Source organism: Bacillus cereus group sp. BfR-BA-01360, from assembly GCF_022663595.1.
In the GTDB taxonomy this organism is placed as follows: domain Bacteria; phylum Bacillota; class Bacilli; order Bacillales; family Bacillaceae_G; genus Bacillus_A; species Bacillus_A cytotoxicus.
Map to the genome: position 1 here is coordinate 18,362 of NZ_JAKUFV010000003.1, position 23,768 is coordinate 42,129.

Here is a 23,768-nt window from a genome sequence, read left to right on the forward strand (position 1 = left end):
TAAAAAAATTACATAATATTACTAAATATTGAAAATTAATTGAAAATTTAATAAAATTTATGTTGAAATATATATTTTATTAGGGGAGGAAAACTGGGGATGAAAAAGAAACCATTTAAAGTGCTATCAGCACTTGCGGTAGCGGCTGTTCTTGGAGGCGCATTTAGCTTTGGAAGTCCGGCTGTTCAGGCAGAAACATCTGCAAAGGCAATAGCGACGAGTCCAATTGATGATCATTTGATTCCAGAAGAGCGCTTAGCAAATGCACTTAAGAAGCGCGGGGTGATTAACGAAAAGGCGTCCGATGAAGAGACAAAGAAAGCGGTCGAGAAGTATGTCGAGAAAAAGAAAGGTGATAAGCCTGGGAAAGATGAGATGGTTGGGGATCAAGTAACGAAAGAGGCATCTGAATTTCTGAAGAAGGTGAAAGATGCAAAAACAGATACAAAAGAGAAAGGAAAAGAACCAGCAAGTGGACAGACAGAGGGAACTGTTCCAGCAAAGAGCGCTTTAAATGGTAAAGTACCAACAACTCCTGCAAAAGAAAAAAAGTATAACGGAGAGGTTCGTAAAGATAAAGTACTTGTGTTGCTTGTTGAATATGATGATTTCAAGCATAACAATATCGAACAAGAACCTGGGTATATGTATTCTGATGATTTTAATCAGGAACATTATGAAAAAATGTTATTCGGTGATGAACCATTTACGCTACATGATGGAAGTAAAATTGAAACATTTAAGCAGTATTATGAAGAACAATCTGGCGGTAGCTATACAGTAGATGGTACAGTGTCAAAGTGGTTAACCGTTCCAGGCAAAGCAGCTGATTATGGTGCGGATGCTGGAGAAGGGCATGATAATAAAGGACCATTAGGACCGCGTGATTTAATAAAAGATGCATTAAAAGCAGCAGTAGAGAGTGGAATCGATTTATCGGAGTTCGATCAATTTGATCAATATGATATAGATGGTGACGGAAATAAAAATGAACCAGATGGCTTAGTTGATCATTTAATGGTTATTCACGCTGGTGTTGGACAAGAAGCTGGTGGTGGTAAATTAGGTGATGATGCAATTTGGTCACATCGCTGGACAATTGGTCAAAAACCATTTCCAATTGATGGGACAACAGCGAAAGTTCCATATTGGGACGGGAAAATGGCTGCATTCGATTACACAATTGAGCCAGAGGATGGCGCAGTTGGTGTCTTCGCACATGAATATGGTCATGATTTAGGGCTTCCAGATGAGTATGATACAAAATATTCTGGCGGCGGTGAACCAGTTCAATCATGGTCTATTATGAGCGGGGGTAGTTGGGCAGGTAAAATTGCTGGAACGACGCCAACAAGTTTCTCTCCGCAAAATAAAGAGTTTTTCCAAAAAACAATGGGGGGGAATTGGGCAAATATTGTAGAAATAGATTATGAGAAATTAAATCGAGGCATTGGTTATGCAACATATTTAGATCAAAGTGTTACAAAATCAAATCGACCAGGCTTAATTCGTGTCAACTTACCGGACAAGGATGTAAAAGGAATTGAGCCTGCCTTTGGACAGAAGTACTACTATAGTACAAAAGGTGACGATCTTCACACGACTTTAGAAACACCTTTATTTGATTTAACAAGTGCAACGAATGCAACATTTGATTTTAAATCACTGTATGAAATTGAAACAGGGTATGATTTCTTAGAAGTACATGCGGTAACAGAAGATGGTACAAAAACATTAATTGATACAATTGGTAATAAAGATGTAAAAGATGGGGCAGATACAACTTTAGGAGAATGGGTGGACAAGTCTTATGATTTAAGCCAGTTCAAAGGTAAAAAAGTGAAGCTTGTCTTTGAATATGTAACAGACGGCGGTCTTGCATTAAATGGATTTACGCTTGATAATGCATCATTAACAGTAGACGGTAACGTTGTATTTTCTGATGATGCAGAAGGAGAGACGCAGTTTAAATTAAATGGTTTTGTCGTTTCAAATGGAATTGAGAAGAAGAGCCATAACTATTATGTAGAGTGGAGAAATTATGCAGGTGCCGACGAAGCGTTAAAATATGCTCGTGGTCCGGTATATAACACAGGTATGGTTGTCTGGTATGCGGATGCAAGCTATACAGATAACTGGGTTGGGGTTCATCCGGGACATGGTTTCCTTGGAGTAGTTGATTCCCATCCTGAAGCCATTGCAGGCACTTTAAATGGTAAGCCAACATTTAAAGATAGCACACGTTATCAAATTGCAGATGCAGCATTCTCTTTCGATCAAACACCAGCTTGGAAAGTTGTCTCACCAACTCGTGGAACGTTTGAATATAACGGGTTACCTGGCGTTGCGAAATTTGATGATTCAAAAGTTTACATCAATGATCAAATTCCAGATGCAGGGCGCATTTTACCGAAGCTTGGTTTGAAATTTGAAGTAGTTGGTCAAGCTGATGATAAATCAGCAGGTGCAGTTCGTTTATATCGATAATAGGAAAAAGCTGTTGAAAGATTGCCTTTCAACAGCTTTTTTTATAGACAAAGAGTTATACAGAAGCAGAAAACTTAGATATAATGAAACTCTACAAATAGTTATTTTTTAATAAGTAGAGAGTTCATAATCGGTAGAGGCTTCGCTGTAAATGAGAAGTCTTTCGATTTATAAATAAAAGAATCGGATAGAAAGTAGGTGAAAGGATGGATATTCCTTCTATTGTCAAGATGCAAAAAGAATATTTTTATAGCGGTTATACGAGAGAAATCGCGATAAGAAAATTACATTTACATACATTATATGAAGGGATTAAGCGGTTTGAGTCTGATATTTTTCGGGCGCTTCAGTTAGATTTAAATAAATCCCATCATGAATCATTTACAACAGAAATTGGCTATGTACTAAAGGAAATTTCTTTTCAAATGAAGCACCTTTCTTCATGGAGTAAGCCGAGACGTGTTCGAACGGCTTTGACGCATTTTGGATCGAAAGGGAAAATAGTTCCAGAACCATACGGTGTTACGCTTATTATGGCCCCTTGGAATTATCCATTCCAATTGGCAATCGCTCCCCTTGTAGGGGCGTTAGCGGCGGGTAACACGGTTGTTTTAAAGCCGTCTGAGTTAACACCAAATGTATCAAAACTATTAGCTCATATGATGCAAGAATTGTTTCCAAAAGAACTTGTTACTGTAATAGAAGGTGGAATCCAGGAAAGTACAGCGTTACTTAAGGAACCTTTTGATTATATTTTCTTTACCGGTAGTGTTAGCGTAGGGAAAATTGTGATGGAAGTAGCAGCGAAACAGTTAATACCTCTTACGTTAGAACTTGGCGGGAAAAGTCCATGTATTGTGCATAAAGATGTGAAAATGGATGTAGCGGCAAGACGGATTGTTTGGGGGAAATTTCTAAACGCCGGACAGACATGTGTTGCTCCCGATTATATTTATGTCCATTCATCAGTGAAGAAGGGGCTGATTGAGGCACTTCGTAGTGAGATTGTTAGGCAATATGGAGAACCGTTACAAAATGAAAATTATGTCCGGATTGTTAGCAAGCGTCATTTTGACAGATTATGTGCATTTTTACAGGAGGGGCATGTTGAAGTTGGTGGCAATTATAATGAAGAAACATTGCATATAGAGCCTACCATTTTAACGAATATTACATGGCAAAGTACAATTATGGAAGATGAGATTTTTGGACCGCTATTACCTATTATAGAATATGAAGAAATAGACGAGGTCATTGAGACTATTCAACAACAGCCAAAGCCACTTGCTTTATATGTTTTCTCAGAGAATAAACAAATTCAGCAACAAGTTACAACGAATATTTCATATGGTGGCGGTTGTATAAATGATGTCGTATATCATCTTGCAACGCCGTATTTACCTTTTGGAGGAGTTGGTAGTAGCGGATTAGGCAGTTACCATGGTGAACAAAGTTTTCAAACATTTTCTCATTATAAGAGCATTTTATCTCAATCTACAATTTTTGATATGAAAATTCGTTATTCTTCTACAAAAAGTGCTTTAAAATTTATACGAAAGTTGTTAAAATGATGAGGGTGTTTATCAGTAGGCGTAGCCGCATGATAAAAACCCCTTCTTACGGGAAGGGGTTTTTCTGTTCGACTATGTATCATGCGAAAATGAATCAAACATACTACATAAAGAATGCTGGTAAATCATCATTTTTATTTGGATCGAAATAAAAAGTTTGCAAAAGTTAATATTTATTCATGAATATAAAAATGAAAAATTTGAGGTAGATAGGACGGGAAAATGAAAAAGATTATAAAAATTGAAGCGATAGAAAAACATTTTGGAAATCAAGTCATTATTCCACCTCTTTCTTTAGATATTAAAGAAGGGGAATTTTTAACAATTCTTGGACCGAGTGGTTGCGGGAAAACAACGTTACTTCGTATGATTGCAGGTTTTGAAACGCCAACAAAAGGTAACCTTTTACTCGATGAAGAACGGATTAATGAATTACCACCTTATAAGCGTCATATGAATTTAGTATTTCAACATTACGCACTATTTCCACATATGACAGTTGAAAAGAATATTTGTTTCGGTATGAAAATGCAAAAAGTATCAGCAGCGGAACAAAAAGAACGTGCGGAAGAAGCTATGCGTTTAACGCAGTTATTAGAATTCCGTAACCGAAAACCAGCGAAACTTTCTGGCGGACAACAGCAGCGTGTTGCAATTGCGAGAGCGATTGTAAATAACCCGCGTGTACTCTTGCTCGATGAGCCACTTGGCGCACTTGATTTTAAGTTAAGAAAAGATTTGCAGCGCGAGTTAAAAAACTTACAGCGTAATTTAGGAATTACATTTATTTATGTAACTCATGATCAAGAAGAAGCGATGAGCATGAGCGATCGTATTGTCGTGATGAATAAAGGACATATCGAGCAAATTGGAACACCGAAGGAAATTTATAACGCACCAAAAACAATGTTTGTAGCGACGTTTATTGGTGAAAATAATATTATAAAATCCGGGGAAAACTATGTAGCAGTTCGCCCTGAAAATGTAAAAATCCGTTCGGTTGAGCAACCGATTTTAAAAGAATACCATCTTGGGCATATTGAAGATATTGAATTTGTTGGAAATATGGAAAAGCTGTATGTACGTGAGGAAAAAACATCTGAATTATTAATGACATATCAAACTGCAGAAGAAGCGGCGCAGTGGAGTATCGGAGATAATGTATACGTAGGCTGGGAGCAAGAGGATGAGGTGACCTTAAGTTGAAAAAAGGGAAACTACTCGCATTACCTACAGTTGCATGGCTCTTAATTTTCTTTTTATTTCCGCTCTTATTTGTATTAGCATTTGCATTCTTCCAGCGCGGTGCGTACGGCACAGTGGAAATGCAATTTACATTTGATAATATAGTACGCGTCTTTGATTCGCTATATATGAGTACATTATGGGAGACAGTGAAGATTGCTGTTATTACAACGGTGCTTTGCTTACTAATTGGATATCCATTTGCATATACAATCACGATTGTAGATCGTAAATATCGTTCTATTCTTTTATTATTGGCAACAATTCCGTTTTGGATTAACTTCCTTGTCCGTTCATACGCATGGATTGTTATTTTACGTTCACAAGGTCTTGTGAATACAGTATTACTAAAATTAGGCATCATTCATGAACCACTAAATTTATTATATAATACACCATCTGTAATATTAGGTATGGTTTATTCTTTATTACCATTTATGATTTTACCGGTGTATGCAGCGATTGAACAGTTTGATAAACGCAAGTTAGAAGCAGCGTATGACTTAGGCGCAACGCCAATTAAGACATTTTGGCATGTGACACTTCCAATGACAATGTCAGGAGTTGCAACGGGTTCCATTTTAGTGTTTGTTTCATCTATTGGTATGTTTGTCGTATCGGATGTAATGGGTGGATCGAAAGTAGCATTAATTGGAAACGTAATTCAAAACCAATTTTTAGGTGCACGTGATTGGCCATTTGGTTCTGCATTATCGATTATTGTCGTCCTATTCTCTGTTCTATTAATTTACTTATATTATCGTGCGACGAAAGTATATAAATATGGAAACGGAGGGGAATAGTACGCGATGAAAAAGTTTTTAGTTTCTTACTCTTGGTTAATTTTATTGTTCCTATATTTTCCAATGATGGTTTTAATGGTCTATTCTTTTAATGATTCGCGTATTAATGCAGAATGGCAAGGGTTTACATTCCATTGGTATACAGATTTATTTCAAAAGCAAGACGTTATTGATGCATTGGTAAATAGTATTACAATTGCTCTTATTACAACTTTCGTAACAACTGCTCTCGGTGTATTTTTTGCAGTAGCATTACATCGTTATAAGTATCGTTTTGAAGGAGCGATAAATGGACTTGTATACTTACCCATTTTAATTCCTGATATTTTAATGGGATTATCTCTACTTATTTTATTTAGCCAAATTGGAATGGAGCTTGGACAAGCTACTATTATCATTGCGCATATTACGTTTAGTATTTCATTTGTTGTTGTGATTTTGGCAGCGCGTTTATCTAGTATGGGACATGATTTAGAAGAAGCAGCCAATGATTTAGGAGCAACCCCTTGGCAAACGTTTCGTCATGTAACGCTTCCAAGTATTGCCCCTGGTATTATTTCCGCTGCGTTATTAACATTTACGTTATCAATTGATGACTTTGTCATTAGTTTCTTTGTATCTGGGCCAGGATCAACAACATTGCCACTATATATTTACAGTATGGTCAAACGCGGAGTATCACCTGAAATTAATGCACTTTCAACAATATTAATTGTTGTCATTGTTGGATTAATGATTGCATCAGAAATATTTCGTAATAAAGGAGCGGATGGAGAAGAAAACTCCGGAGGGCATCTTCCTTTATAAAAACAGACAGAGGAGGTCGTGAATCGATGAAATTAATGAAGACGATAGCCGGCGCAGCCATTAGTTTTAGCCTTGTAGCAGGTGTACTTGCAGGATGCGGCGGTGAAAAAAAAGAAGAGCTTAACATTTATAGCTGGGCGGATAACTTTGATGAGCAAGTATTAAGGGATTTTGAGAAAAAATACAATGTCAAGATTAACTATGACAAGTATGCAAGTAACGAAGAAATGTTTGCGAAGTTACAAGCTGGTGGTGCGAAATATGATTTAATTCAGCCATCTGATTACATGGTGAAAACAATGGCGGAAATGGATTTATTAGAGCCATTAAATAAGAAAAACATTCCGAATGTAGAAAATCTTGTTTCTAACTTTAAAACGCCAGCATTTGATCCGGAGAATAAATACTCTCTTGTATACACTTGGGGTGTAACAGGAATTGCTTACAATAAAAAGTATGTAAAAGAAACGCCAACAAGCTGGAATGATTTATGGAATGAGAAGTATAAAGGACGCGTTACTTTATTAAATGATTCTCGTGAAGTATTAGGTATGGCGCTTAAGAAAAATGGGTTTTCCAATAGTACAAAAGATGATGCCCAATTAAAAACAGCGGCAACGGACTTACAGAAGTTACTTCCAAACCTACTTGCATTTGACACAGATAACATTAAGCAAAAATTCATTACAGAAGATACATGGATTGGAACAGTATGGTCTGGAGATGCAGCGTTTATTGCAAAAGATAATAAAGATGTAGGGTATGTCGTTCCAAAAGAAGGCGGTACAATTTGGGCGGATACATTAGCAATTCCAAAAGGTGCGAAACATAAAGAACTTGCTGAGAAGTTTATGAACTATTTAATGGATGAAAAAGTAAGTGTGAAAAACTATGAATCCATTGGATATAGTAATCCAAACGAAAAAGCTTGGCCACTTCATAGTAAAGAATACCGCGATAACAAAATGATTTTCTTGTCACAAGATGAGTTAAATCGTACAGAATGGCTTGTTGATGTAGATGATAAATTAAAAGAGTATGATCGTTACTGGACAGAGTTAAAAACAAAAGGAAAATAAAGAATAAAAATGCGGTTTCTATATAGAAATCGCATTTTTTCATAAGTAGGAGGAGAAAGTTTGAAGAAAAAATTGCATCAATATGAATTACTATGTATGGTATTATTTTGTATCATATTTGGCATCGTTGCTTGGAGAGTACAAGCTAATGGCGTAACAATGATGGATACATATGTACAAGAGCTCGTAAAGGGATTACAAACAGATCGTTTGCTTGTATTTTTTTCATACTTTACAAAAATGGGGTCTGCAATTGGGATTACGAGCGTACTTATTTTTAGCTTGCTTATTTTTTGGAAGAAGCGTTATTATGTTGCAATGTTCCTATATCCGTTTGCTATATTAACAACGCATCTTGTGAACAAAGGCATAAAGGAAATTGTGAAAAGGGATCGTCCAAGTTTGAATGAAGCGTTTGATGCACTTGGATATAGTTTTCCAAGTGGACATGCGATGTTGTCCATTATGACGTATGGATTTCTTGCTTATATTATCGCAGCAAACTTGCACAATACAATGAGCAAATATATAAGCATAATCATTGCGGCACTATTTATTATATGGATTGGACTAAGCAGGATTATCTTATTTGTTCATTATCCAACTGATGTTTTAGCAGGGTACGCAGTAGGGGGTATTCTGTTAATTGTTACCATTTATTTTCATCGTCTCATTTCAGAGAGATTTCAAGTGAATCAAGAGCGATAAAACATCTAGAAAACGGTTTTTCTAGATGTTTTTTTAGGAAATAGGAATGTGTTAAAATGGAGATACATGTCTGGATGGAATAAAGTAAAACTCTAATCGGTGGGCTTCATGTCCTTACTGATCGGGTTGTTCGGCTCTAAAATAGCGGGATAAAGTAGGTGAAGGTGATGAAAATAAAAAGAGATCAAGTAGATACATGGGGGAAAATGGGAGCTTTTCTTTTTCAGTTCCGCTATACTGTAATAGCTATATTATGTATGCTAGCTATCATACTAGGTATTTTTGCGCCAAAACTTCCAGAAGTATTGGGCGGTGATGGCTTTCAAACAAAAGGAGACTATCAAAAGACAAAAGCTATTTTGGACAAAGATTTTAAACAATCACAAGACACACTGCTGCTTGTGTTTCAAAAAAATAAAGGGATTTCAAACGACGCTTTTCAAAAAAAAATTGCAGAAATCGTAGCAAAAATTCAGACGAAAGAAACGTATGAGTCGTTTCATCATCCGTTAGAAAATAAGAGTATGTTACAAAATGATCTAGCTTATGCGACAATTTTATTTTCTGGGAAAACTAGTAAAGAACGAAATGAAAAAACATTACAGTTTGCCGAAGAAATAAAAAAAGAAAGCAATCGTATCTTGAAAGTAACTCCAACCGGTTTTCCGAAAATTAATCAAGAAATCAATGAGCGAACGCAGAACGATTTGAAAGTAGCTGAAATGATTGGCTTGCCAATTGCCTTTCTCGTGTTACTTTTTTCGTTTGGTAGCTTGCTTGCGTCCATCTTACCTATTGTAAATGGGGTACTGAGTGTAATTAGTACGATGGGGATTTTATATTTTATCGGTATAGATAAAGAGTTATCAATTTTTGTTTTAAATGTTGCGCCGATGATTGGCCTTGCCTTATCCATTGATTTTGCACTTTTATTTGTCAATCGTTTTCGGGAGGAGTTGGCATATCGCCCCGTTCGAGAGGCAATTTTAGTTACATATCAAACAGCAGGACGAGCGATTGTATTTTCGGGATTGTGCGTATTCGTTGGACTATCAGGTTTATTTTTCTTTGAAATAGACTACATTCAATCAGTTGCAATCAGCGGAATGATTGTTGTTATTATGAGTATTATTTTTTCACTTACGCTTCTGCCAGCACTCTTATCATTAATGGGAAAACGGTTTCTTAATAAGAAGCGAACACCGCCGCGTATTTCACGAGTGTGGAGGAAATTTGCGCAGTTTGTTATGAGTCATCCAATTATGATGATCATAATCGTAACAACGTTTATTATCATCTGTCTCTTACCTCTTCGCACAGCGAATCTTCAATTTCCAGGTGTAGAAGCATTGCCGGAAAAAAGTGAGACAAGGATTGCTTATGAAAAGTATGAAGAGACATTCCGTAACATGATGAAAACTCATGCGGATGTTACGGTAGTAATAGAGACAAAGGAAAAGATAACACAGCAAGAAAGCTTGCAGCAACTAGAATCTATTGTACAAAAGTTACAAAAAGATAAGCACGTATACAAAGTGGAGAGTCTTTACGATGAGCTACATGGAATGACTGCAAAACAAGTTGCTGCGTTATTACAAACGCCTGAGGGAGCCAAAATCGCTCCGATATTTGATATTTACACGAAAGAGAATCGAACAACTTTGCAAATTTTCTTACATACAAAGCCGAAGACAGAAGCAGCAAAACAATGGGTGAGAGATTTTAAAACAAATTATAAAGCCGATCATTTAACCTATTATGTAGGTGGAATGACAACGTTTCAACAAGAATTAGAGGATGCAATAAAAGATAAAGTTGTAATTGGGATGTCTGTTATATTTGGATCTACATTTTTAATTTTATTATTTGCTTTTAGATCAATACTCATTCCAATAAAGGCAATTGCCATGAATATATTAAGTCTCAGCGCAACAATTGGTCTTGTTGTTTGGTTATTTGAAGGTGGACACTTTGGATTGGATGAAAGTTCCGTACTATTTGTACTACCTATTTTTATTTTTGGTCTTGTATTTGGTTTAAGTATGGATTATGAGGTATTTCTTATTTCTCGTATTCATGAGCTATACGAGGAGACAGGAGATAATGATGTAGCAACGTTAGAAGGGCTTATATCAACAAGTCGCATCATTACATCGGCAGCCTTAATTATGATTGTAGTGACAGGGGCATTTGCTTTCACCGATATTCTGCCAGTTAAACAGATGGGCCTTGGAGTAGCACTTGCAATTTTCATCGATGCGACAGTTATTCGACTTATGCTTGTTCCAAGTTTAATGAAACTGTTTGGAGATTGGAATTGGTGGCTACCATTTCGAAAGAAAAAAGAAAAAGCATAGGAAAGCACTTATCTTTTTGATAAGTGTTTTTTTATTTATGTGAAATGAAACTTTTTGTTTATGAATAGCATGCCCCTTTTTTTGCAAATAGTATGTGATAAGGACAATATAGATAAGTAGGTGAAGACAATGTTTCGCTATTTTAAATTTAAATTAAATGATACTGTACAGTTTGCAGAAAATGATGGACATATGTATCGCATTGTCGGTTATAGATTAGAAAAAGGATTTTATCCAAAGGATGAATGGACTCATATTATTTACGAATTGTTACGGGAGTTTGATGGATATACGCTAGATGCAGAAGAAGATGAGTTAGTGAAAGTGATTCAAGTAGATGATGAATACTATAAAATTCATGAGGTCTCTGGCTATCGATATCCTGTGAAACTGAAGGAAAGATCGAAAACTATGAAGGTGGCGACAATGGATGATTTGTTAGATGCATATAATGACTATAAACGGCTAGCAGATTTCTTTAAGGACTTATCATATGAGCAAAAAGCAGAAGAAGTATTGCAAGAGATGAGAAGACTTCTTGCATAAGAAGGCGGTCTATTTAATAGGCTGCCTTCTTATGCATCGTGCATCATAGAAGAATTTCCGATACAATAGAAGAATCAATAGAAATAAGGAGAGAACTATGAAGACGAACAAAAAAGGAGAATGGTGTGAAATAACAGTTCCATCTAAATGGAACGGCATTTCTATCGAATTTTTATTAAGAGAAATATGGTGCGTGCCTAAAAAGATATTACATCAACTTCGAATGGGAAAAAGTGTTATTGTAAATAATGAACAGAAGCGTTGGAGCGAGCTTTTAAAAGAAGGAGATAAACTGCAAGTACATATGTTTATTCCAGAAGAATATGGTGTTATACCAGAATTTGGGGAATTAGATGTTGTATTTGAAGATGATCACGTCTTAATTGTAAATAAACCTGAACAAATGGATACACATCCATCTGAAAAAAATGGGACGGGAACGCTTGCAAATTTAATTGCTTTTCATTTTCAAATGCAAGGTTTAGAAACGAAAGTGCGCCATATTCATCGCTTAGATAAAGATACAACGGGTGGTGTTGTATTTGCGAAACATAGACTAGCTGGCGCCATTATGGATCAGTTATTGATGGAGCGGAACATTAAAAGAACGTATATGGCGCTTGTTGAAGGGAAAATGAAGAAACGAAAAGGAACAATCGATGCAGCAATTGGCCGCGATCGTCATCATGCAACAAGGCGCCGCGTGTCTCCAAAAGGAGATCGTGCCGTAACGCATTATACAGTAGAAGAGTATTTTAAAAGGCAAGATACGACACTTGTCACAGTACAATTGGAAACGGGAAGAACGCATCAAATTCGCGTTCATATGAGTTACAATGGCCATCCGCTCCTTGGCGATGTACTATATGGTGGAAATGTAACATATATGTCTCGGCAAGCATTACACGCCATGCAAATTGCTTTTTTACATCCCATTACAAGAGAGGAGATTATAGTAGACATTCCAGCTCCTGAAAAAATAGATACGCTTATGCAAAGTTTTCGAAAATCCAACATGTAAATGATTTGGTAGAAATTTGAGAAAAATATTTTTTGCAGGAATTTTGTTGTGAAAAGAGAAGCCGTAAATAGGAAAGAGAGGGGAGGATCAATTGGTAAGGGATAAATATATGTTGTGGATATTTTTGACTTGCCTTTTATTTACTTTATTTCTCTATCCGTATTTACCGTACTCTATCGCGGTGCATTGGAATCAGGACAATGAGCCAAATGAATTTGCCAGAAAACAAATCGTCGTATTTTTGATTCCTTGTTTTATTATTGCTTTTCATAGTTTGCTGTATATCATTTCGAAATATATACCTAAAATGGATCGCGGGAATCAAACAATTATAATAGAATTTAAAACAAATATCACAGTATTCCTATTGTTTATTCATATGCTCGTTCTTTTCATTGCTTTAGGGATGATGGTGCCATTTCAAATCGGTTTGACAATTGGAATTAGTGTATTTCTTTTTATGACTAGTAAAAGCTTTAAAAAGATGGGGAAAGAAAAAGAGCCGGTTCCTTTGCAAAAAATATGTCTATTGGGGCAACGTGTTTTCTGCAGCATGGCTTACATGAGTTTATGTTCCTTGTTGTTAAGGTTAGAATGGGGGATGTATGTATTAATTAGTATCATTTGCTGTGGAGCCATTTTTTTTCTATTCGGTATTCTATATTCCTATTTGTTAGCAAACTATGAAACATAAAAAGAGCCTTTCGCTTAGAAGACTCTTTTTATGTTTCTTATTTTATTTTGTAATGAATTGTTGTGTCCAGTAGTTACCGTTTTCTACATGACCCACACCGATGTGAGTAAAGCTGCTATTTAAGATGTTTGCGCGGTGACCTTCGCTATTCATCCAAGCTTGTACAACTTCTTCTGGTGTACGTTGACCTTGTGCGATATTTTCACCTGCAGATTTGTAAGAGATACCAAATCGTTTCATCATGTCAAATGGAGAACCGTATGTTGGGCTATTGTGATCAAAGTAGTTATTTTTTTGCATATCTTCAGATTTTGCACGTGCTACTTTGCTTAATTCGTTATCAACTTGTAACGCTGATAAACCGTGTTTTGCACGTTCAGCATTTGTTAATTTAACAACACGTTGTTCAAATTCGCTTAAAGAACCTTTTTTTTCTTCAGCAGGTTTTTGTGTTTCAGGTTTAACTGTTTCGTTGTTTACAGCAGGTTTTTGTGCTTCAGGTTTAGCTGTTTCGTTGTTTACAGCAGGTTTTTGTGCTTCAGGTTTAGCTGTTTCGTTGTTTACAGTAGGTTTTTGTGCTTCAGGTTTAGCTGTTTCGTTGTTTACAGTAGGTTTTTGTATTTCTGGAGTTATAGGTACGGGTTGCTTATTAGAAATGAAGCAGTTTTGTTGGAATGCTACTTGATTCCACTCTGCTAAAGATTGGATTCCGATAGATTGTAAGTATGCTTGTAATTCTTGTTGATTCATATATTTCATCATAACTTTAGAATTATGAATGTTTTGAATCTTAATTTTAGCTGGTTGTACAGTTGCAGCTTGTGCGTCTAAAGATGTTACTCCTAGCGTTAATGCAGTTGCAGCTGCTACAGATAATAAAACACGTTTTTTCATAAAGATGTGTCCTCCTATGGAAAAGTATTGTACTGTTTTCAACAGATTCATTTTTGACAGCCTGTCTGACTGACAAATTTATGGTAACACAGAAAAGGTCGCAAAAAAGATGGAAAAAAATTCATAGACTGTAAAATTTCCTGTTTTATCCTAGAGTAGGAGGAGAATAAAAATAGGAGAACACTAGATTATAAGAGGAATGATTAGCAATTTTATCTTTACTAATAAAGATGAAATTTTGGTATAATTTACCGTAGTTTCATTATAAGAAACCTCACATAGCGAAGAGTTTCAAAGTTTTGGAAGGAATATAATGGATATTATTTAACAAAACTGTAACGTTTTTGTTGTTCTTTTTTATCGGACAGTAACATATTTTTAATCTTGTAGCGGATAAAAACAGCGGCTATCTCTTTACATAGAAGAAAGGGATAGCCGTTTTCTTATTATTATGAGTTATACTCAATTGCCTCTAATAGTAGATCTACAATATGAACTCCTCGCATTTTATGAGAGAGATGTTCACGTTCAATACCAAGTTTCATTTGTAATAAACAACCTGGATTAGCAGTAACGATTGTAGTTGCATTTGTTTCGTGGACACGTTCCATCTTGTAATTTAAAAATTCCATCGATAGTTCAGAATGAACAATATTATAAATTCCAGCTGAACCACAGCAACGATCAGCATCTTTCATTTCTCGATATGTTATGCCTTGAATTGCTTGTAGGAGCATACGTGGCTCTGAGGATGTATGCATTACGTTGCGCAAATGACAAGAATCTTGATACGTAATAATTTGCGGTGGTAGGCGTAAATCAGTTCGTTTATGGAAATCTAACTCAACTAAAATGGCTGTAATATCTTTTATTTTCGCAACAAACTGTTTTGCCCGTTCAGCCCACTTCGAATCATCTTTTAACAAGTGATCATAATCTACAAGATATGCTCCGCAACCACCAGCATTTGTAATAATATAATCAATATTCAAATCCTCAAAAGCTTTGATATTTCGTTTCGCAAGTTCTTTTGCTCCCCTCTTTTCACCAGCATGACCATGGAGCGCACCGCAGCAATTTTGATTTTTCGGAATCACAACATCACAACCAGCAAGTTGAAGAAGTTTCATCGTTGCATTATTTGTTTCTAAGAACATGGTATCCATTAAGCATCCTGTAAAGAAAGCAACACGTTTTTTCTTTGTCGCTTGAGCAGGTAAAAATTCTGGACGGTTTTTCATTTTTTTCATTTTTGGTACTTTTGGTAAGACAAGATCCATCGTTGCAAGTGTTTCAGGAAATAGCTTCATAATCCCTGTTTTATGTGTCAATGTTTGTAAACCAGAGCGTTGGTAAAATCCAATGATTCCTGTTAATGTGCGCATGCGATTTTGATGGGGAAATAGTCCCTCAAATACCATTTTACGAACAGCTTTCACAGGCATAGAGAACTTTTTATTTTGATTAATAATATCTCGTGCTTCTTCTAATAGATGGCCGTAGTTTACACCTGATGGACAAACAGGTTCACACGCGCGGCAACCAAGGCAAACATTTAATGTATTTTCCACATCTTCATCAGGTTCTATTAAACCATCAACAACCGCTTTCATTAAAGCGATACGCCCGCGAGGTGAGTGAGACTCCTTATAACCAGATTGAATATAAGTAGGACAAGTTGGTAAGCAAAATCCGCAACGCATACAGTTTAATAATTCATCTTCATTTAAGCGCTCTTTAAACTCTTTTTGAATTTGTTCTTTGTTCAATGTTGTCATTGTTCGACCACCACTCTTTTACGAGAATCTTTGGCGAACATTTTTCCTGGATTCATAATATTGTTTGGATCGAAAGCTTGCTTAATTCCTTTCATAGCCGCGATGCCCTCTTTGCCTAATTTTAATTCTAAATAAGGAGCTTTCATAGCACCTACTCCATGTTCACCTGTAATGGTGCCGCCGAGTTTAATAGCTGTTTCAAAAATTTCAGCAAAGGCTTGTTCAGCACGGTGCATTTCTTCTTTATTGCGAGCATCTGTCATACAAGTTGGGTGTAAGTTTCCATCACCAGCATGACCAAATGTACAAATTGAAATGTCGTATTTTTTAGCGATTGCATTAATTGCTTCCACCATTGGCGCAATTTGTGAGCGAGGAACAGTTGCATCTTCTAATATTGTTGTCGGCTTTAATCTTGCTAAGGCAGAAAGGGCGCTACGACGTGCGGTACGCAGTGCATCTGCTTCTTGCTCATCTTTTGCAATACGCACATCAACCGCATGCATCTCGCGGCAAATTTCAGCCATTTTTTCAATATCACGATTCACCACTTCACTTGCACCATCTTGTTCAATGAGAAGGATGGCTTTTACATCGGTAGGCAGACCGATTTGGGCAAATTCTTCTACGACTTCAATTGTCGGCTGATCTAAAAATTCAAGTGTTGCAGGAATGATTTTATTCGCAATAATCGTAGAAACGGCTTGAGCAGCTTCATTCATATCTTGATATAATGCGAGCATGGTTTTCTTTGTTTCAGGCATTGGAACGAGTTTTAAAATAGCCTCTGTTACAACACCGAGAGTACCTTCCGAACCAACGAATAAACGAGTTAAATCATAACCCGCTACATCCTTCGCTAATTTACCACCTGTTCGGATGATATCACCATTTGGTAAAACGATTTCAAGACCGATTACATAGTCTCTTGTTACACCATATTTTAAGCCGCGTAAGCCACCGGAATTTTCGTTAATATTCCCGCCGATTGTAGAAATTTTCATTGAGCTTGGGTCCGGTGGGTAAAAGAGTCCTTTCGCTTCTACAGCATTCATAATAGCAAGGGTAATAACGCCAGGTTGCACAGTAACTGTTAAGTTTTCTTCATCTATTTCTAATATTTGATTCATATGACGGAAAATCAAAACAACGCCACCTTCAAGCGGACATGTTCCTGCACAGAGATTTGTACCAGAACCACGAACGTATACAGGCACTTTATGCGTGTTGCATATCTTTAGCACTTCGGATACTTCATTTGTATTACGTGGTGCAACGACTGCATCAGGAATCGATTGAAAGTTTGGCGTCGCATCATAACTATACGTTAAACGACCCATATTGGATGTATCTACATTCTCTTGACCAACAATAGATACAAATGAATCAATAATATGTTGTTCTAGCATTAGAAATCCCCCTCAAACTGTTGACTTAATATCCTATTCATGAGAGTTGGACTTATTTCATGATTTGCCTTTGTGAAACAAATCGCATTATGAGTACAAACATCTTTCAAGTAAATTGTTTTTCTCCCGTGAATAACCTTGAGATTGTTGACATGCTTCTGAAAGAAAATAAGAATAAAAGCGCTGTCACAGTGTTTTCATTAATAATGATAAAAAAGTAGGGAATTTCTTTCTATATATAAACAACTAAAGATTAGTTCGTTTTTTCACCTTTTTTTGTATGATTATCTAATAGGAGGAGGGCAAAGTATAAAACAATTAAATCTTTAAATTGTTTTGGATTAAGTCCTGTACGATCCTCGACTCTTTTTAACCTGTAATGCAATGTATTAATATGAATATGTAAACTTTTAGCTGTTTGTTTATACGACTGATTGTGCTCAAGAAATAGTCGTAATGTTTGCATCAGTTCCCCTTCAGATAATAAAGGGGCGATTGTACGTTTCAGAAATTCTTTCCGAGTTTCGGTGGTAATATCTTGTAAACACATTTCCAATCGTAAGTCTTCATGAAATACAATTCCTTTTGTTTCAAAGGCGACAGAAAGGGCACGCAATGCTTGTTCATAAGATATATGCATCTCGCTAGGCATAACAGTTTGACCGATTCCAATATAAACTGTAATCGGGAATAAAGCTTCACAATCTTGTTTTAATCGTTTGAAAAATTGAAAGGATTTGTTTTTAGATTCGATTGTAGTAAATAAAATAAAGCGGTCATTTCCCCATCGTACAAATAATGCATCTTTTGTTAATAAATTGCGAATATGTTGCCAAATTTTTCTTTGTAACATTGCGTCCTCCTGATTAAAGGAGATTAAAACGAGTTGTTTCTTTTTGTATAAATCGATTCCAAGTGTTTTGGCACGATCTAAAAAACTAGGTGACCAATCCTTACTTTGAAGCCAATCAAACACGAATGCTTCATAGGAGCGCTGCTTCAGTTCTAACTGTTCTAGAAAATAATTTTCATGGATAAGCAACTCTGTCATTTTTCGTAATATTTCTCCGTATGGTGAAATGTTTTTGGGGTCACCTGTTATGCCAATCACACCGATGACTTCATCGTGAAAAAGGAGCGGGAGGTTCATTCCAGCTTTTACGCCTTGTAAATGGTGTTCATCCTCTTTTGTAATAATGACAGTTTTCTTTTCTTTTGCACACCGAAGGGCTCCTTCATGAAACTGTCCAATTCGCTCGAAATCTGTACTCGCAATGATGATCCCCTGTATATCAATAATGATAATATTCCCTGTAATGAGTCTTCTCACTTCACGGACAATTTTATTTGCTAAATCAGGAGAAAGCATAATTTGCACACCTCTACTTTTATTTGTTGTACATTATATATGTTGTCGTTGTATTCATATAGGAAGATTTCACACATTCCTCACAATTATTTGTTATTTTACAATTATAACGAAATTATCTACAGATGGAGGGAATCTCTTGAAGAAATATTTGTTTCTTCTATGTTTTTTGTTTCTGTTAGCAGGGTGTAATGAAAATTCGTATACACCGATTGCAAAACATAAAAGTGTAGTTATAACAACAAATATAAAAGAAGGCAGCATTAGCTTTATTGATAAAAAGTTAAAAAAAGTAATCGCATCATGGGAGCTGCAAGAACCTATTACTGGTGTTACGATACTTCCAAATGGTGAGGATATGCTTGTATACGGAAAGCAATTAGAATATATATATATTTATTCGTTAACAGAGGGGAAGCAAATGAAGAAGTGGAAGACAGGAAAAGGAATTGCAAATATTATTGTAGCAAATGATGGTAAGCAATTGTTTTTGGCGGACCAAAATGAACAAAAGATACGATTTTTTACGATGGATGGTAAAGAGATAGGAAATGTTCCTGTAGCAAAAGGCCCCCTTACAATGGTGCAGCATCATAAAAATTTATATGTACTAAATTTTTATGATACAGAGCTATCTACAATCGATTTAGAGAAAAAGCAGGTGAAACAATCTTTTATAGTACCACCAGCATCGACAGGAGCTATGGTGAGTAGCGATGGGAAGGAAATATGGATCGGCGGACATGGAGATGGAAAGCAAGTGAATGAAAAAGTACTTGTATATTCACTACGTAATGGAGAAATGCTTCGTTCGTTACATGCACCATTTATGCCGATTAGTATTTCTGGGGATGGAAAATTTGTATACGTCTTAAGTCATGGGTCAAATATGCTTCGAAAGTTTGATGCGGGAACATATCGAGAGGTAGGAGCAACCGAAGTAGGATCCAATCCATTTGCTTTCTTAAAGAGCGGGGAAGAAGAAGGATATGTCGCCAGCTATGATAGTGACGAAGTGTATATCATTGATATAAAGGATATGAAGATAAAACAAACGGTTGCAGTTGGCAAAGGGCCATTTCACTTGACTGAGAGAGAGGAGAGAGAAAAATGAACAAATATAAAGTATTACTTGTTGATGACGAGAGTGATATGAGGCAACTTGTTGGTATGTACTTAGACAACTTTGGTTATGAATGGGATGAAGCGGAAAATGGAAAAGAGGCACTTTTAAAATTAGAAGAGGCGCATTATGATTTTGTTATTTTAGATATTATGATGCCAGAGATGGATGGAATTGCCGTTTGTAAAGAAATTAGGAAAACATCAGATATTCCGATTATTTTTTTAACGGCTAAGGGAGAAGAATGGAATCGAGTAAATGGTTTACGAAATGGTGCGGATGATTATGTTGTGAAGCCATTTAGTCCCGGGGAGCTGATTGCACGCATGGAAGCTGTACTCAGACGATATACAAAGCAAGAGCAACAAGAAGAATTGGAATTTGGCCCAATACGTATGAATGAAAAAAGCAGGAAGGCTGAAACGAACGGAAAAATCATTTCCCTTACAGTAAAAGAATTTGATTTATTATATTTTCTTTGCCAGCACCATGGCCAAGTATTTAGCCGAGAGCAGTTATTAGAGAAAGTATGGGGATATGACTATGCAGGAAGTACAAGAACGGTGGATACACATGTGAAAACAATGCGTTTGAAACTAGGAGAAAGCGGAAACTGCATCCAAACAGTTTGGGGTGTAGGATATAAATTTGAGGTGTAATATGTTTACAATGGTACAGAAGCTATGGCTTACAGTTGTATGTGCAGTATGTATAACAGTTTCTTTTCTTTACTTTGTGTCATTGTACTCGTATGAAAAATTATACGTTCAAAATATTAAAGACACATTAATTGTAGAAGGAAAAAAACTTGTTTCACAATACAATAAGCGTGAAGGGATTTCCGCATTTGAGGAAAAGGTAAGAATGTTTGATAGAGTCTCTCATGCAGATATACTGTTTGTAAATAACCCGCGTGATTTAAGTGCGTGCTTACCTTTTGATGTGCATTATGATTCACTTATTAGTGAACAGGATCGACAAATATTATTAGACGGTAAAACAGTGACAAAGGTTGGATATGAGGAACACTTTAATCGGAATATTATGGGAGTAGTTATTCCTGTTTTAGAAGAAAAGAAATTAGTGGGAATTGTATATTCTTACATCCCTTTAAAAAGTATTAAAGATTTAATATTTGATATGGGCATTATTTTAGCACCGTTAGCGCTTATTATAGTAATACTTACTGTATGGATTGGCCGGAAAATTATTATTGCGATTACAAAGCCGCTTTCACAAATGGAACAGATTGCAAACCATATGGCAACGGGGGACTTTTCAGAGCGTATTACCATTTCATCTGAGGATGAAATAGGTCGCCTTGGAAGAGCATTTAATAAAATGGCTACTTCATTGGAGAATGAAGATATAAAGCGAAAGGAATTTTTAGCGAATGTTTCACATGAACTTCGGACGCCTCTTAGCTATATTAAAGGATATAGTGAAGCGATTTTAGATGGTGTGGCAAAGGGGAAACAAGAGAAATTTATGCAACTTATTCATAAAGAGGCAGGACGGATGCAGCGACTTGTGCATGATTTATTAGATTTAGCTCAATTAGAAGGGGAGCATTTTCCACTTCAAAAACAGCCAATTGTCTTTGCGCAGCTTATTGAAGATGTGGTGGAAACGTATGAATGGAAATGTATCGAAAAACAAGTGGAAATTTCAATGGAACTAGATCCGGATATTATTGTAATGATTGATGAAGATCGAATGCAACAGGTGCTCCATAACATATTGGATAATGCTATCCGCTATACAAATGAAAAGGGAAAGATTACAGTGCAGCTACAGAAGCTGGAGAAAGATTGTCAGTTGAAAATCATGGATACAGGAATTGGAATTGAACGAGAACATGTAGAACAACTTGGCGAAAGATTTTATCGAGTTGATAAAGCAAGAAGTCGTCAGCATGGTGGGACTGGACTCGGACTTGCGATTGTAAAACAAATTGTGCACATTCATGATGGGAAATGGAAAATTGAGAGCGAAAAAGGAAAAGGAACAACTGTTATGATCCAATTACAAATGGAGTAACGCAGAGAGGGGCGTATGGTAGAACGATAGGATTTTTATGGAAATGAAGGGTGAAAATAATATAGTATGCAGAGAAAAGGAAGATAAATAGAAGAATTATTAATTTTATTCCTTGTATAGTGAAAAATTGACGAATTTATGAACAAAATATTTGTACTTCATACCAATTCGTTCTAAAATAGGTATGATGCTTAATTCTTATAAATCGTTTTAATTGTTGTTTGGATGATACTGAGGTGATTTAACTGGAATACAAATCTATTAAACCAAAAAAAATTTACGAAGAGGTATCTGAAGCCATTTTAACAATGATTAAAAATGGTACATTAAAACCTGGAGACAAACTTCTTCCTGTACATCAATTAGCGGAGCAGTTTCAAGTGGGCAGATCTGCGGTTCGTGAAGCGTTAAGCGCGCTTAGAGCGATGGGCCTAATTGAAATGAAACAAGGAGAAGGAACATATGTGAAGAACTTTGATTCTTCTTCATTGACAAAGTCGTTAAATCATACGTTATTAATGAAGAAGGAAGACATTTTGAATTTATTAGAAGTGCGAAAAGTGCTTGAAGTGGGGGCAGTTCGAGCAGCAGCAGCAAAGCGCACGGAAGATAACTTGCAAAATATGAGGCATTGGTTAGATGAGATGGAAAAAGGTATTGGAGATGAAAAAGCTGGCGAAAAAGCAGATTTTCATTTTCATATGGCAATTGCAGAAGCTTCACATAATAAGATTTTACTTGAGCTTATGAATCATGTTTCAGAAATGATTGCTGAAACGATTGGTGAGTCAAGGCGCATTATTTTATATGGTGAACAAACGACAGCAGAACGACTTTTAGAAGAGCATCAAGCAATTTATGAGGCAGTATTGGGGCAGGATATAGACTCTGCACAACAAGCAATGCTAAATCATTTAACGAATGTAGAGCATATTGTCACAGGTAAAAAGATATAAATTCGTGATTTGGTCATTCAAACATTTACTGTTAGAGAAAGATTAACTGAGCGTGTTTTTAGAAAAGGAGATTTGGGCGTTGGTTGAGCCTACTTCTTCTTTTTGGTCATCTGATGACCATATGATTGTGAGCTAGATTGTAATGAGGGGGAATTTAAATTATGAAAGTTACTTTATTTGTTACTTGTTTAGTCGATATGTTTGAAACAAATGTCGGTAAAGCAACAGTCGAAGTGTTGGAGCGTTTAGGTTGTGAAATCGAATTCCCGGAAGCGCAAGTTTGTTGTGGGCAACCAGCTTATAATAGCGGGCATGTAGAATCAGCAAAAGAAGCGATGAAGCATATGATTGAAACTTTCGAAGATGCAGAATATATTGTTACACCTTCTGGATCTTGTGCGACAATGTTTCACGAGTATCCACACGTTTTTAAAGACGATCCAAAGTGGGCAGCACGTGCACAAAAAGTAGCAGACAAAACATATGAATTAACACAATTTATTGTAGATGTGTTAAAAGTTACAGATGTTGGAGCGAGTTTAAAAGGAACAGCAACCGTGCATAAATCTTGTCATATGACACGTATGCTTGGAGTAAAAGAAGCACCAGGAATTCTATTATCTAATGTAAAGGGATTAACTGTAAAAGAACTGCCTAACGTGCAAAATTGTTGTGGTTTTGGCGGAACGTTCTCAGTTAAGATGACACCAATTTCTGAGCAAATGGTAGATGAGAAAGTAGATAGCGTGATGGAAACAGGCGCAGATTACTTAATTGGTGCAGATTGTGGGTGCTTGTTAAACATTGGCGGACGTATCGATCGTTTGGGAAAAAAAGTAAGAGTCATGCATATTGCTGAGGTATTGAATAGTCGTTCATAA

The 23,768-nt window shown here is 36.2% G+C and carries 19 protein-coding genes and 1 pseudogene; 16 read left to right on the forward strand and 4 right to left on the reverse strand.

Annotated features, from left to right (window positions below):
- The first annotated feature begins 99 nt into the window (after positions 1 to 99).
- The 11 genes from MR056_RS03720 to MR056_RS03770 all read left to right on the forward strand — a co-directional run bounded on the left by MR056_RS03720 (position 100) and on the right by MR056_RS03770 (position 13,318).
- Complete coding sequence (locus tag MR056_RS03720; protein WP_210351508.1) at positions 100 to 2,487, forward strand: immune inhibitor A domain-containing protein; 2,388 nt, start codon at positions 100 to 102, stop codon at positions 2,485 to 2,487.
- A gap of 206 nt (positions 2,488 to 2,693) precedes the next feature.
- Positions 2,694 to 4,058 carry an aldehyde dehydrogenase gene (locus MR056_RS03725; RefSeq protein ID WP_210351509.1) on the forward strand — a complete coding sequence of 455 codons (1,365 nt, stop codon included), beginning with the start codon at positions 2,694 to 2,696 and terminating at the stop codon, positions 4,056 to 4,058.
- A gap of 222 nt (positions 4,059 to 4,280) precedes the next feature.
- Complete coding sequence (gene potA / locus MR056_RS03730) at positions 4,281 to 5,264, forward strand: spermidine/putrescine ABC transporter ATP-binding protein PotA (protein WP_011984086.1); 984 nt, start codon at positions 4,281 to 4,283, stop codon at positions 5,262 to 5,264.
- Complete coding sequence (locus tag MR056_RS03735; protein ID WP_210351511.1) at positions 5,261 to 6,106, forward strand: ABC transporter permease; 846 nt, start codon at positions 5,261 to 5,263, stop codon at positions 6,104 to 6,106. The genes potA and MR056_RS03735 overlap by 4 nt, the downstream gene beginning before the upstream one ends.
- Positions 6,107 to 6,112: 6 nt before the next feature.
- Positions 6,113 to 6,913: an ABC transporter permease gene (locus MR056_RS03740; protein WP_011984088.1), complete on the forward strand. Its 801-nt coding sequence runs from the start codon at positions 6,113 to 6,115 to the stop codon at positions 6,911 to 6,913.
- A gap of 26 nt (positions 6,914 to 6,939) precedes the next feature.
- Positions 6,940 to 7,992: a polyamine ABC transporter substrate-binding protein gene (locus tag MR056_RS03745; protein ID WP_011984089.1), complete on the forward strand. Its 1,053-nt coding sequence runs from the start codon at positions 6,940 to 6,942 to the stop codon at positions 7,990 to 7,992.
- A gap of 60 nt (positions 7,993 to 8,052) precedes the next feature.
- Positions 8,053 to 8,700, forward strand: coding sequence for a phosphatase PAP2 family protein (locus MR056_RS03750; RefSeq protein WP_011984090.1), 648 nt, complete (start codon positions 8,053 to 8,055; stop codon positions 8,698 to 8,700).
- Between the two features lie 167 nt (positions 8,701 to 8,867).
- Positions 8,868 to 11,057, forward strand: a complete 2,190-nt coding sequence (locus tag MR056_RS03755) for an MMPL family transporter (RefSeq protein WP_087098068.1) — start codon at positions 8,868 to 8,870, stop codon at positions 11,055 to 11,057.
- Between the two features lie 129 nt (positions 11,058 to 11,186).
- Complete coding sequence (locus MR056_RS03760; protein WP_011984092.1) at positions 11,187 to 11,603, forward strand: hypothetical protein; 417 nt, start codon at positions 11,187 to 11,189, stop codon at positions 11,601 to 11,603.
- Between the two features lie 97 nt (positions 11,604 to 11,700).
- Entirely contained in the window at positions 11,701 to 12,624 is a 924-nt protein-coding gene (locus MR056_RS03765; protein WP_087098070.1) for an RluA family pseudouridine synthase, read from the forward strand.
- A 91-nt stretch (positions 12,625 to 12,715) separates the two neighbouring features.
- Positions 12,716 to 13,318, forward strand: coding sequence for a DUF1648 domain-containing protein (locus MR056_RS03770; protein WP_041809546.1), 603 nt, complete (start codon positions 12,716 to 12,718; stop codon positions 13,316 to 13,318).
- A gap of 42 nt (positions 13,319 to 13,360) precedes the next feature.
- Here the strand turns inward: MR056_RS03770 and MR056_RS03775 are convergent, their stop codons facing one another.
- From MR056_RS03775 to MR056_RS03790, 4 genes are all read right to left on the reverse strand, one after another.
- The gene (locus tag MR056_RS03775) at positions 13,361 to 14,212 is read right to left on the reverse strand and encodes a CAP domain-containing protein (RefSeq protein ID WP_011984095.1); all 852 of its coding nucleotides are present in this window, start codon (positions 14,210 to 14,212) and stop codon (positions 13,361 to 13,363) included.
- 449 nt (positions 14,213 to 14,661) lie between these two features.
- Positions 14,662 to 15,990 carry a (Fe-S)-binding protein gene (locus MR056_RS03780; RefSeq protein ID WP_011984096.1) on the reverse strand — a complete coding sequence of 443 codons (1,329 nt, stop codon included), beginning with the start codon at positions 15,988 to 15,990 and terminating at the stop codon, positions 14,662 to 14,664.
- On the reverse strand, positions 15,987 to 17,399 hold the full coding sequence (gene glcD, locus MR056_RS03785; RefSeq protein ID WP_011984097.1) for a glycolate oxidase subunit GlcD: 1,413 nt from the start codon (positions 17,397 to 17,399) through the stop codon (positions 15,987 to 15,989). The genes MR056_RS03780 and glcD overlap by 4 nt, the downstream gene beginning before the upstream one ends.
- Before the next feature lie 253 nt (positions 17,400 to 17,652).
- Positions 17,653 to 18,768 (reverse strand): CdaR family transcriptional regulator, encoded by a 1,116-nt coding sequence (locus MR056_RS03790; protein ID WP_048722372.1) that lies wholly within the window; start codon positions 18,766 to 18,768, stop codon positions 17,653 to 17,655.
- 139 nt (positions 18,769 to 18,907) lie between these two features.
- On the opposite strand from MR056_RS03790, the gene MR056_RS03795 reads away from it, so the two are divergent.
- The 5 genes and pseudogenes from MR056_RS03795 to MR056_RS03815 all read left to right on the forward strand — a co-directional run bounded on the left by MR056_RS03795 (position 18,908) and on the right by MR056_RS03815 (position 23,768).
- Positions 18,908 to 19,882 (forward strand): YncE family protein, encoded by a 975-nt coding sequence (locus MR056_RS03795; protein WP_011984099.1) that lies wholly within the window; start codon positions 18,908 to 18,910, stop codon positions 19,880 to 19,882.
- Positions 19,879 to 20,550, forward strand: coding sequence for a response regulator transcription factor (locus tag MR056_RS03800; protein WP_048722375.1), 672 nt, complete (start codon positions 19,879 to 19,881; stop codon positions 20,548 to 20,550). The genes MR056_RS03795 and MR056_RS03800 overlap by 4 nt, the downstream gene beginning before the upstream one ends.
- Before the next feature lies 1 nt (position 20,551).
- Positions 20,552 to 21,931 (forward strand): sensor histidine kinase, encoded by a 1,380-nt coding sequence (locus tag MR056_RS03805; protein ID WP_048722378.1) that lies wholly within the window; start codon positions 20,552 to 20,554, stop codon positions 21,929 to 21,931.
- A gap of 308 nt (positions 21,932 to 22,239) precedes the next feature.
- Positions 22,240 to 22,895, forward strand: a pseudogene (locus tag MR056_RS03810) (FadR/GntR family transcriptional regulator).
- 153 nt (positions 22,896 to 23,048) lie between these two features.
- Positions 23,049 to 23,768 carry a (Fe-S)-binding protein gene (locus tag MR056_RS03815; RefSeq protein ID WP_048722381.1) on the forward strand — a complete coding sequence of 240 codons (720 nt, stop codon included), beginning with the start codon at positions 23,049 to 23,051 and terminating at the stop codon, positions 23,766 to 23,768.